The organism is Gemmatimonadota bacterium (assembly GCA_022560615.1).
Taxonomy (GTDB): domain Bacteria; phylum Gemmatimonadota; class Gemmatimonadetes; order Longimicrobiales; family Gaopeijiaceae; genus UBA1138.
Window position 1 is genome coordinate 47,302 of the sequence record JADFSR010000028.1, and the last position, 11,714, is coordinate 59,015.

The window sequence follows — 11,714 nt, forward strand, 5'->3', positions numbered from 1 at the left end:
CGTGACGTAAGGGCCTGTCACAACACACGCAAACATGATCCCTTGTAAACATGTCTCGAAAAAAGCCTTTGACCGTCGCCACGCGCGGTGTGACACTCCGCGACTTCGCGATCTTCCAGCTCAAGCTGGTGCTTGACGGCGGCATCGACTTCGTAGCGCTCTGGCTGTCCATTCCGGCGATCATCCTCGACGTATTCGCCGGGCGAGGTAAGCGTCCCCGGCTGTTCTACTCGGTAGTGCGCATGAGCGAGCGAGCCGACAAGTGGCTCAATCTGCACGGTGTCGTCCAGCGGATGGACGAAATGGAGACCGAGGACGGCCTGTTCGGTGGCACGGGCGATGCGGATGACGACAACCTGGTCAGCGAGATCGAGCGATTGGTGCGGCGTGGAGGCAGCGCGCGCGCTCAGGTGAAGCCTCCGCGCCAGCCGCTCTAGCACGATTCGGAGGCGAGGCTGCTCGCTCACGCCGCGGTAGCCTGCTCTCTCATGCTGATCAAGATCTGTTGCGTCCAGAGCGAGGCCGAAGTCGAGATGGCTGCGGCGGCCGTCGATCTGTGCCCAGGGTTACGGGACCCGCGAGGAGCTTCCCTTGCGCAGACGCTCCCTAACAAACAATCCCTTTCTCGTGTCTTTCCTACAGGAAGGCAGCTCTTCGCACAGGACAGGAGTCCTCCATGAATTATCGTACAGTCGGGGCCGCGCTCGTCGCGGTAGCGGCCCTCTCCGCGGCACCGGTTGCAGCCCAGAACCTTACGGGAACGTGGGAGCTCTCGCAGGAGACACAGCGTGGGCCTCGGACCTCGACGCTCGCGCTCGTGCAGGACGGCACCACGCTCACGGGTACCCTCACCCTCACCCTCGGTGGTCGACGCGGCGGCGGTGGCGGCGGCGGTGGTGGTCCCAGGGAGTTCGAGATCGAGGACGGGACGGTCGAGGGGAACAGCTTCAGTTTCACGATGACGCTGAGCTTCGGAGACAACTCCTTCACGCAGGAGTACTCGGGTACCTTCGACGGTGACTCTATGGAGGGTGAGATCGCCGGCGGCGGTCGCCGCGGCGGCGGCGGCGGCCCTCGGCCGTTCACCGGCAAGCGGGGCAGCTGACGTCCTGACGCCAGGGTGACGCGGCTTCGGCCGCGTCACCCCTGCCGGCCTCGATTTGCCCGTCGGCAGGTCCCCTTCCGATCTTGTACGATCTTGATGCGCGCCACTCCCGTCTGATCGCTGTCTCGTATCGTGGAGGAAGACCATGCGGCTTCCCGCCGCCCTTTTCGCTCTTGTCGCATTCGCTGCTCCGGGTGCGGCTCAAGACACGATCCGCCAGCTCACCGCGGATGACTATGCTCGCTCCGAACGACTTCTGAGCGAGCACACCGAAGCGCTCGTTTACGGTGCTTCGGTGACGCCGCACTGGCTCGTGGACGGCCGCTTCTGGTACGAGAACCGCATTCGCGAAGGCATCGAATTCATACTCGTCGACCCCCGCGCTCGAACGCGCGAGCAGGCGTTCGATCACGGACGATTGGCCGCCGCGTTGGCGGCGGCCGGCGGCGGCACTTTCACCGCGCAGGCACTCCCCATCCAGAGCATGACGTTCGAGGGAGAGACGTTGATCGTGGAGTTGGCGGAGCTCGGCCGCTACGCCTGCGCCATGTCGTCTTACCGGTGTGAGCAGGCTGAGTCGTTTGAGGAGCCGAGCGCCTCGCGCCTCCTGGTCGTTTCGCCCGACGGCAGCCTCGTAGTGTTCATTCGCGACTACGACCTGTGGGTGCGCAACGTCGAGACGGACGAGGAGACGCGCCTCACCACGGATGGCCGGGAAGACTTCGGCTATGCGACCGATAACGCGGGATGGACCAAGAGCGACGAGGCGGTCGTGAAGTGGTCCCCCGACTCGCGGAAGATCGCAACGTTCCAGCACGACGCGCGTGGCGTCGGAATGATGTACTTGGTGAACACCCAGGTCGGTCACCCCGAACTCCAGGCGTGGAAATATCCGTTGCCGGAGGACTCGGTGATCTTTCGCATCTCGAGGATCGTGATCGACCTGGACCGCCCGACGGGCGACCGTGTCGTTCGCTTCGACATGCCTCCGGATCAACACCGTTCGACGTGCAGCGATCACATCAGGTGTGGTCGGAGCTTCGGCGACGTCGAGTGGGCTGCCAACAGCGAGACGCTCGCCTTCGTATCGACCTCGCGGGATCACAAGAGCGCCAAGGTACGCCTCGCCGACGTCTCCACCGGTCAAGTGACGGACCTCTTCGAGGAGGTCGAGCAGACCTTCTTCGAGTCGAACGGCTGGCGGTATCTCTCGGAGTCGAACGAGATCCTCTGGTTCAGCCAGCGCGAGGACTGGGGGCACCTGTACCTCTACGACTCGCGGACCGGTGTCCTCGAGAGCCAAGTCACCACGGGTGACTGGAATGTTCTTGACATCATCGAGGTCGACGAGTCGTCGCGCACGGTCACGGTCCTAGGCAACGAGCGCGAAGCGGGCGATCCCTACTTCCAATACTTCTACGAGATCGACCTAGACGATGGGGACGTCACGCTGTTGACTCCCGACAGCGCGAATCACACCGCCTCCTTCTCACCGGACGGCGAGTACCTCGTCGATACCTATTCGACGCCCGTGGTGCCGTCTGTGACGGTGCTGCGCGACCGCCGTGGCCGCCCACTCATGACGCTCGAGGAGGCGGATATTTCTGACTTGGTCGACTCCGGTTGGCAACCACCCATGCCGTTCAGCGTGAAGGCCAGAGACGGCGCGACCGACCTGTACGGCCTTCTCTTCCGTCCGATGGACTTCGACGAGAATGCCAAGTACCCGGTGGTGAACTACCTGTACCCGGGGCCACAGAGCGGGAGCGTGGGAAGCCGCAGCTTTCGGGCGTCGCACCGAGACCTCCAGTCGATCGCCGAGCTTGGCTTCGTAGTCATCGAGCTCGACGCGATGGGGACGCCGGGGCGCTCGAAAGAGTTCCACGAGGCGTACTACGGCAACATGGGCGACAACGGACTGCCCGATCAGATCGCCGGCATTCGGCAGCTGGCCGAGCGTTATTCGTGGATCGATGTCGACAACGTCGGGATTTTCGGACACTCGGGCGGCGGGTTTGCCGCGGCGGGCGCTATCATGCGCTACCCGGACTTCTACCGCGTGGCGGTATCGCAGGCGGGCAACCACGACAACCGTAACTACGAGGACGACTGGGGCGAGAAGTGGCAGGGGTTGCTGGAGGTCAACCCGGACGGAACGACCACCTACGACAATCAGGCCAACCAGCTGCTCGCGGAAAACCTCGAAGGCAAGCTGCTCATCGCCCACGGCACGATGGACTCGAACGTGCCACCCTCGAACACCATGCTCGTCGTGAACGCGCTCATCGACGCGAACAAGGACTTTGATCTGATCCTGATGCCAAACCGCGGCCACGGCTTCGGAAACGAGCCGTACATGATGCGACGCCGCTGGGACTATTTCGTGAGACATCTGCTCGGCGCCGAACCCCCCAAGGGGTACGAGATCGGCCAGCTTCAACCCCCGATCGGCTGAGGGTCCCGAGCGTGCATATCACCACTGGCCCGGCGAGTCTCAGAGCCAAGCCGACCGACGACCAGATCGACATCTACGCGCTGACGCATCAAGGCAAGTTGCGCACGCAGAACCTCGTCGTCCTTCCTACTCTTGAACTCGCGAGACCCCCGGGTACCCGCTTGCGGGTGGCGGCCCACTGTACTTCTGCCACGGGCTGCTAGAAGGGTGATCGGAAAGGGGGGTGGGCCGCGCACATGGTGCTTGCGCGCGTTCAGGCAAGGAACGACGAGGAGTCGTAGCCGAGCGGGCACCGCCGCCGAAGGCGGTGGTCCGACGAGGAGAGACGCAGGATCAACCGCGCAACCGCCATGTGCCCAACATCATGGTTGATATGATCTTACGCCTCTGTGGGTTGGGGTGCACGGCCCCATCTCCGTCGTTGGAGCGTCTCGGAGGAGCTACGGCTACGCCTTCGCCCCTCCGCGACCCGCGCAATGCGCGGGTGCCCTCTGGGGCCGTGGCACCCGGGGACCCGTGCGACAGCACGGGTGGCGGCCCGCCCCCCTTTCCGATCACCCTTCTAGGCTTCCTCGGCAGGCGCACCATTGTTGACCGTCACCTTCTCCATCACGACGTCTTCGCGCGGCCGATCACCGGGGTTCGTGTCAACGACGCCGATCGCTTCCACGATGTCGAGTCCGGTCGTCACTTTTCCGAAGATCGCGTGCTTGCCGTCTAGCCACGGGGTCGCGGCCAGAGTGATGAAGAACTGGGAGCCGCCGGTGTCGGCGCCAGAGTTCGCCATCGAGAGGATTCCCGTGTGGGTGTGGGCGAGCCCTGGAGCGAACTCATCGGGAATATTGTAGCCCGGACCACCGGTGCCGGTCCCCGTCGGGTCGCCGCCCTGGATCATGAATCCGCTGATCACGCGGTGGAAGATGATGCCGTCGTAGTAGCCTTTTCGCGCGAGCTTGAGGAAGTTGCCGGCCGTCTTGGGCGCGACATCCTCGAACATCTCCGCTGTGAACGTTCCGTGGTTCGTCTCAAACGTGACCATGGGGTTGGCCATCATGTCTCCGGAGCGGGGCTTGGAGCGCTACGCTAGCCGTGGCGCCGTCGAGCGGGAAGTCCCAGGTTCTTGCTTCCACGCTTACTCCCGGTAGCGACCCGCAATGACAAGACTGGTCCGCTGTTGGGCGGTCGCCGCGATGTTCGCGAGCGCCTGCACGCCAGCCCTCAGGCTGACCCCCAGTGACGCCTCGGTGGTCCTCTCCCATCAAGTGCTCGACGCAGCGGATCCAGGTCAGCCCGGTCCGCGTGAGGTGCGCACGCTCTACTACGGCAGCGGCACTGACAAGAACCGGCCCGAGTACCGTGACTCGGTCGCGATCACGACAGAGCCTGTCGACGCCTCCAAGCTCGTCAGCCTCGGGGGTTCCGCGAGCAGTCGGAACTCTTACTGGGGCTTCACGCCCAAGGAGATGCCGCTCAACGCACGCGTCTGGTATCCGGAGGGTGACGGTCCTTTTCCGCTCGTCCTCGTGGTGCACGGCAACCACAACATGCGTGATTTCTCGGACCCGGGTTACGACTACCTCGGGGAGTTACTCGCCAGCCGTGGGTACATCCTCGCGAGCGTGGACGAGAACTTCATCAACGGTGGCATCCGGGGAGAGAACGACGCGCGCGGCTGGTTCCTTCTGAAGCACCTGGAGCTGTTCAAGGGCTTCAACGAGGAGGAGGGCAATGCGTTCGAGGGAAAGGTCGACATGAGCAACATCGCGCTCATGGGCCATTCTCGGGGCGGCGAAGCCGTGGCGAATGCCGCCGCTTTCAACAAGCTCACGCACTATCCCGACGATGCATCGCTGAGGTTCGACTTCGACTTCGACATCAAGGGCATCGTCTCGATCGCGCCCGTCGACGGCCAGTACTTGCCCACCGGTCGCAAGGTCGTCGTCGAGGACATGAGCTATCTCACGTTTCACGGCTCGCACGATGGGGACGTGACGAGCTTCCACGGGTTGCGCATCTACGACCGGCTGAAGTTCAACGAATCGGACGACTTCCACTTCAAGTCGGCGGTCTACGTGTACCGCGCGAACCACGGACAGTGGAACAGCGTCTGGGGATCGGGCGACAGCGGTCCGCGTAGCGCGCGCACGCTCGACCTGCGTGGCCTGATCCCGGAAGAGGATCAGCGCCGCTTCGCCGAGATCTACATCTCGGCGTTCCTGGAGGTGGTGCTGAAGGGCAACAAGGAGTATCTGCCCATCTTCCGAGACCACCGGGTCATCGGGCAGTGGTTGCCCAATACGATGTACATCACGCGCTTCGAGACGAACGCCTTCCGGCCACTCGCGACGTTCGAAGAGGACATCGACGTGACCCGAGGCACCGAGGATGGCGTGACGCTGCGGGGAGACTCACTAGCGACGTGGAAGGAGTCGACGCTGCTGCTCCGCTCCTCGAACCGGGAGAACACATCGAGCTCACAGGAGAACCAGGCGGTGACGCTCGGTTGGAACAACCGTATCACCGGTTCCGACACCACGCGCCATGGCCCGGCCGCGTCGTACACGGTCGAGTTGAATGGGCGCCTCGCGGCGCGATGGGCGCTCGGGCGGCAGCATTCGCTCGAGTTCATGCTCGGTCCCACGAACTCGATGCCGGGACCGCGTCGAGATCCCTCGCCGGACACGGCATCCACGGCGGACGAGGAGGACCGCGATGAGCCCGACGATCGAGGAGGTCGCGGCAGCGATGATGACGGCGACAAGCCGCCCGTCGACCTCAGCATCGAGCTCGCAGACGCTGCGGGAAGAGTCGCGAGCGTCAGACTAGGCGACTATGGTGCGATACGTCGCCCGCTGGAGACGTACATACTGCGGCGAGGCGACCAGGAGGCCTCACGCTTCAGGGATCACTGGGAGTTGATCCTCCAGACGTACTCCATTCCGCTTGCGGACTTCGTCGAGGAGAACGAGTCGCTCGATCTCCGGCAGCTCACCGAGATTCGGTTCGTGTTCGACCGTGTGCATGCCGGCGAGGTGGTCGTGGACCAGATCGGCATCAGTGAGTTGGAGCCAGGCTTTCTGAGTGCACGAGTAGAGCGCTGACCATGACCACACGCCTAGTCCCGCTCAACCGCGTCGTCGACCTGACCGACCACGACAAGAACGCCATCTTCAACATGACGGTCGACGAGGCCCGTGAGCTCCTGCGCTCCGGCCCCGCGCAGGCCGTAGAGACGATCGACGGATCGTTCGCGCTCGTGAGCGTCGACGGCAGTACCGTTCGCCTCGCCCGCTCGATGGACCGCCCTCTCAGGCACTTCATCGCGAAGCTGGTCGACGGTCCGTGCCTCGTCGTTGCCGACCGCATCGACGCGATCCACGCCTGGCTCGCTGACAACGGCATGGAGAACCAGTTCCATCCGTACTACACGCGAATGGTGCCAGCGCATTACGTGACGCAGCTTCGGCTCGTCGGGTGTCCCGATCCGACCCCGACCTTCGAGCGCTTCTTCGATCCGCCGTGCGGCACGTCGACCGACGACCTCGAGACCCTGGGCGAGGCGTACGTACGCGCCGCGTACGACGAAATCGAGAAGTGGATCGACCACCGTGCGCCCGAAGGTCCGCTCGGTGTGTGCTTCTCGGGCGGCATCGACTCCGGAGCCGTCTTCCTGCTCACTCTGCACGCGCTGCTCGAGCGCGGCGACGTGCCGACGCGTCTCAAGGCGTTCACATTGGCCGTGAACGGTGGCGGAGCCGACGTCGAACGCGCTCGCACGTTTCTGAAGCGACTGGATCTCGATCTGTACCACGAGACGATCGAGGTGAGCAGCGCCGATCTCGACTGGCGCGCGACCGTGCGCGCGGTGGAGGACTACAAGCCCCTCGACATCGAAGCCGCGACGATGGGGCTCGCGCTCGTGCGAGGCATCCGGGAACGGTATCCCGAGTGGAAGTATCTGCTCGATGGTGACGGCGGGGACGAGAACCTCAAGGACTATCCCATCGAGGATAATCCGGAGCTCACGATCCACAGCGTGCTCAACAACTCCATGCTGTACCAGGAGGGGTGGGGTGTGCACAGCATCAAGCACTCGCTCACCTACAGCGGCGGCCTGAGCCGCAGCTACGCCCGCACCTACGCGCCCGCCGCGCTGAACGGCTTCGTCGGCTTCAGCCCGTTCACACGGCCTGGGGTCATCCGGGTCGCTGAGTCGATCCCGTTCATCGAGTGGACCGACTGGGATCACGCCGAGCTGTACGACTTGAAGGGTCGCCTGGTATCGGCTGGCATCCGAGCGCTGACCGGTCAGGAGATGCCCGTATTCGAGAAGTGCCGGTTCCAGCGTGGCGCCGTCGAGAGCGATGTGTTCTCGTCTGCGTTCCCGACCGACGCGATGGAGTACCGCCAGGCGTTCAACGCGATCTACGTGTCGTAGTGGGTCCGGCCACGCTCGTCGATACCAATGCGTGGATCCGGAGCCTGAGGGCGCCCAAGCCCTCGTTCGATCCTTGGGTCCCTCAGGCGCTACAGGTTGAGGACGAGCGCGCACGCGACGGCTCGACCGCGTCCGTGGGCACGGTCTTCATCACGAACCGTGAATGCCCGTTCACCTGTCTGATGTGTGATCTGTGGAAATACACCACGGACGAGTCGGTACCGGCCGGGGCCGTGGACCGCCAGGTCGAAGTTGCGCTCGGACAGATGGGTGGCATCCGACAGGTGAAGCTGTACAACGCAGGGAACTTCTTCGACGACCGCGCGATCGCCCCGGAGGATCGTGAGCGCATCGCGAGGCGGCTGGGGCATTTGGACGTCGTGATCGTCGAGAACCACCCCAAGCTGGTCGACGACCGTGTTTCGGCGTTCTGCGACGCGGTCGCAACCGAGGTGGATGTCGCGATGGGGCTCGAGACCGTACATCCCGAAATCTTGCCTCGGCTCAACAAGCGAATGACCCTGGCGGACTTCGAAGCAGCGACGCGGCGATTGCGCGCCATGGGCCTGCAGGTTCGTGCGTTCATCCTCCTTCGAGCTCCCTTCATGTCGGAGGCAGAGGGTGTGGAGTGGGCGTGCCGCTCGATCGACTTTGCGTTCTCGGTTGGCGTCGAGTGCTGCTCGGTCATCCCGACGCGGGCCGGCAACGGCGCGCTCGACGCATTGGCGGCCGAGGGTCATTTCCTGCCACCGACGCTCGACTCTCTCGAGATCGTTGCCGCGTACGGCGTGGGCCTCGAACAGGGCCGGGTCTTCGCCGACCTATGGGACGTCGAGCGTATCGCGACGTGTGACCGTTGCGCGGCCGCGCGCGTGGAGCGTCTTCGCAAGCTCAACCTCACGCAAACGACTCCCCAACGCGTGCCATGTGACTGTCGCGAGACCCGTGCGGTGTGAGGTCGCGGTCATCGGTGGAGGATTCGGCGGTACGCTCGTGGCCATGTGCCTCGCCGCGCAGGGCCGTGACGTCATCGTGCTCGAACGTGATCGGCACCCACGCTTCGCGATCGGCGAGTCGTCCACACCGCTCGCGAACCTCGTGCTCGAAGACATCAGCAGACGGTACTCGCTCGATGCGTTGATCCCGCTCTGCCGTTACGGGACATGGAAGCGGAGTTATCCCGAAGTCCGCTGTGGGCCGAAGCGTGGATTCAGCTTCTTCGCGCACGAGCCGGGGCGCCCTTTCGAGTGGTTCACCGACCATCGCACCGAGCTGCTGGTTACAGCTAACCCGTCCGAAGACGTCGCCGACACGCAGTGGCTGCGCTCCGACGTCGACTCGCTCTTCGCCAAGACCGCCAAAGAACACGGAGTGCGTGTTCTCGAGGGTGTGCACGTGGTCGGCGCTGAACGGGGGAAGGGCTGGCGGCTGACGCTCTCGCAGGAGGACACGGCCGAGTTGTCCCCCGAGACCACCGGCGGGTCGTTGTCCCTCCGCGCCGACTTCGTGATCGACGCCTCGGGAGGTGCCTCTCCCCTCCCCGCGGCAGTGGGGCTCACCGATGCCAGCCAGAGCCTCGCCACACGGTCGCGCGCGCTTTTCTCGCACTTCGAAGGCGTTGCCCCCTGGCACACGATCTGCTCGGCGGCTGGAGGGACGCTCGCAGACCATCCGTTCCCGGCAGACGACGCGGCGCTCCACCACGTAACGCCCGACGGCTGGTTCTGGATGCTGCGCTTCGACCACGGTGTGACGAGCGTCGGAGCTGTGGTCACCGACGAGGGAAAGAGTGGATCGGTCAGCGGGGAGTGGCAGGCGCTGCTCGAGCGATATCCGTCGGTGGCGGCCCAGATGTCAGCTGCAGAGCCGGTAAGACCGTTGGTGCGCACGGGCCGCTTGCAGCGACGCCTCCGTCCGGCGGCGGGACCGGACTGGGCACTGCTACCGGGAGCCGCCTACTTCATCGACCCATTCTTGAGCCCTGGCAACGCGCACACCATGCACGGCGTGGAGCGACTCTCTCGGATCTTCGAGTCGTGGCCGGACCGAGGCGCGATGGGCGTCCAGCTCGCTGAGTACGACCGCCGATTGCAGGCGGAGATCGACTTCCTCGACGCTCTCATCCACGGGTGCTACCTGGCGCTCGCCTCGCTCCCTCTGCTGGCCGCGTTCACGATGTACTACTTCGCGGGAGCGATCTACAGCGAGGAGCGGCGGCGAAACGGCACGGCGGAAGACGGTGACGGCTTCCTCCACTCGCATGACGTCGCGTTCCGCGGGCGGATGTTGGGGGCGTACCGCGATCTCGTTGGCATGACGGGTGGGTCCGTGCACTCCGACGTCGTTGAAGCGTTCGCGAGTCGAGTCGCGACGGACATCGAGCCGTGGAATACGACTGGCCTCTGCGACCCTGGGCGGCGGAACATGTACCCCTACAGATAGGGTGGACGCATCGGTGCCCGAATGCCGGCGAACTTCCGGGACGGGGCACTAGCGCCAACGAACTCCGAAGCGGTGCGTCCCGGAAGCACCATCGACGTCCACGGGCTGGAACGCCCACTCCAGGGTGATGTTGTCGCCCCAGAACGCGAAGCCGAGACTCAGCCGACTGGCGTCGCCCTCCGGCACGCGCCGCGCGCCGATACGCGCCACGAAGGTCCGGCCACGGATTGGCCAGTAACCGATCTCGACACCGCCTGACGGAATTGCCTGGTCACCCACATAGGTCAGGGCGCCCGTGACGCCGACGTCCAGGATGCCGACCGGCTCGCCGTATGCACCGACGCCGAACGTGACGCCATCGGGCCGAGCCATATCGCGTCCGTCCAGGGATAGATCGCTTCCTACGTTGCGATAGGTGAGCCCGGCTTTTAGGGGGCCGAGGTCCGTGGCGACGCCGAAGTCGAAGAGCACGCCGGCGTCGCGCGTCGTCCCAACGCGCTGTTCGACGAGCTTCGTGGCGACGCCGAAGTCGATGCCGAACAGCTCCCGCGAATAACCGACGGTCGCGACGCGTTCTGAGACCGGCGAGGGGCCGAGCGTGAACAAGTGATCCTGCCCGCCGGGAGCCGTGTCAGAGCCTTCGGCGGCCGCCCCGTATTGGAGCGTCTGTAGGCCGACACCGATGCCGCCGCCCAACCACTGCCGCGCGGCCGAGACAGTAGTGGAGCTGCTGTTTGCACCCCAACGCTGCAGGTCGAGCCCGAAGCCCGACGCACCGGTCAAGAGCGCTGGATGGTAGAACACGGCATCGGCGTGCCGAGCGTTCATCATGTATGCGTTGCCGAGCGCCATTGCGCGCGTGGAAGCGGGAAGCTCCAACACGCGAGGGAGGGCGCCAGCGGTCTGCGCGGCGCCGTTTGCCGTGAACAGGACGCAGTAGGCTAGAAGGGTGATCGGAAAGGGGGGCGGGCCGCCACCCGTGCTTACGCACGGGTCCCCGGGTGCCACGGCCCTATATCCTAGGCGGAGCTTCGAAGGCATAGCCGTCGCGGGCACCGCCGCCGAAGGCGGTGGTCCGAGGAGCTCCAACGACGGAGATGGGGCCGTGCCACCGCAACCCACAGACTCGTGTGTCCTTTCAGCCATGGTGTTGGGCACATGGCGGTTGCGCGGTTGATCCATCGTCTCTCCTCGTCGGACCACCGCCTTCGGCGGCGGTGCCCGCTCGGCTACGACTCCTCGTCGTTCCTTGCCTGAACCGCGCAAGCGCCATG

General features: G+C 64.8%; 9 protein-coding genes. 7 read left to right on the forward strand and 2 right to left on the reverse strand.

All coding sequences use genetic code 11. The features are described from left to right. The first annotated feature begins 50 nt into the window (after positions 1 to 50). The 3 genes from IIB36_14720 to IIB36_14730 all read left to right on the forward strand — a co-directional run bounded on the left by IIB36_14720 (position 51) and on the right by IIB36_14730 (position 3,560). A complete protein-coding gene (locus IIB36_14720; protein ID MCH7532991.1) occupies positions 51 to 437 on the forward strand; it encodes a hypothetical protein in 387 nt (128 codons plus the stop codon). Positions 438 to 676: 239 nt separating this feature from the next. Continuing rightward, a complete protein-coding gene (locus IIB36_14725; GenBank protein MCH7532992.1) occupies positions 677 to 1,105 on the forward strand; it encodes a hypothetical protein in 429 nt (142 codons plus the stop codon). A gap of 145 nt (positions 1,106 to 1,250) precedes the next feature. Further along, entirely contained in the window at positions 1,251 to 3,560 is a 2,310-nt protein-coding gene (locus tag IIB36_14730; protein ID MCH7532993.1) for a DPP IV N-terminal domain-containing protein, read from the forward strand. Between the two features lie 562 nt (positions 3,561 to 4,122). Here IIB36_14730 and IIB36_14735 read toward each other — a convergent pair. Beyond that, a complete protein-coding gene (locus tag IIB36_14735; protein ID MCH7532994.1) occupies positions 4,123 to 4,611 on the reverse strand; it encodes a peptidylprolyl isomerase in 489 nt (162 codons plus the stop codon). A 103-nt stretch (positions 4,612 to 4,714) separates the two neighbouring features. On the opposite strand from IIB36_14735, the gene IIB36_14740 reads away from it, so the two are divergent. Genes IIB36_14740 through IIB36_14755 form a run of 4 tightly spaced genes read left to right on the forward strand, consistent with a single transcriptional unit; the run spans position 4,715 to position 10,440 of the window. Continuing rightward, a complete protein-coding gene (locus tag IIB36_14740) occupies positions 4,715 to 6,661 on the forward strand; it encodes a hypothetical protein (GenBank protein ID MCH7532995.1) in 1,947 nt (648 codons plus the stop codon). Between the two features lie 2 nt (positions 6,662 to 6,663). Next, positions 6,664 to 7,998: an asparagine synthetase B family protein gene (locus tag IIB36_14745; GenBank protein MCH7532996.1), complete on the forward strand. Its 1,335-nt coding sequence runs from the start codon at positions 6,664 to 6,666 to the stop codon at positions 7,996 to 7,998. Next, positions 7,998 to 8,954 (forward strand): radical SAM protein, encoded by a 957-nt coding sequence (locus tag IIB36_14750; protein ID MCH7532997.1) that lies wholly within the window; start codon positions 7,998 to 8,000, stop codon positions 8,952 to 8,954. The genes IIB36_14745 and IIB36_14750 overlap by 1 nt, the downstream gene beginning before the upstream one ends. Further along, complete coding sequence (locus IIB36_14755) at positions 8,926 to 10,440, forward strand: FAD-dependent oxidoreductase (GenBank protein MCH7532998.1); 1,515 nt, start codon at positions 8,926 to 8,928, stop codon at positions 10,438 to 10,440. The genes IIB36_14750 and IIB36_14755 overlap by 29 nt, the downstream gene beginning before the upstream one ends. A 48-nt stretch (positions 10,441 to 10,488) precedes the next feature. On the opposite strand, the gene IIB36_14760 is transcribed toward IIB36_14755, so the two are convergent. Next, positions 10,489 to 11,448, reverse strand: coding sequence for a hypothetical protein (locus tag IIB36_14760; protein MCH7532999.1), 960 nt, complete (start codon positions 11,446 to 11,448; stop codon positions 10,489 to 10,491). Positions 11,449 to 11,714 lie beyond the last annotated feature (266 nt).

Bases quoted from the DNA above. Each gene is read 5' to 3' on its own strand.
- IIB36_14720 (MCH7532991.1), top strand. From the start codon at position 51: ATGTCTCGAAAAAAGCCTTTGACCGTCGCCACGCGCGGTGTGACACTC.
- IIB36_14725 (MCH7532992.1), top strand. From the start codon at position 677: ATGAATTATCGTACAGTCGGGGCCGCGCTCGTCGCGGTAGCGGCCCTC.
- IIB36_14730 (MCH7532993.1), top strand. From the start codon at position 1,251: ATGCGGCTTCCCGCCGCCCTTTTCGCTCTTGTCGCATTCGCTGCTCCG.
- IIB36_14735 (MCH7532994.1), bottom strand. From the start codon at position 4,611: ATGGCCAACCCCATGGTCACGTTTGAGACGAACCACGGAACGTTCACA.
- IIB36_14740 (MCH7532995.1), top strand. From the start codon at position 4,715: ATGACAAGACTGGTCCGCTGTTGGGCGGTCGCCGCGATGTTCGCGAGC.
- IIB36_14745 (MCH7532996.1), top strand. From the start codon at position 6,664: ATGACCACACGCCTAGTCCCGCTCAACCGCGTCGTCGACCTGACCGAC.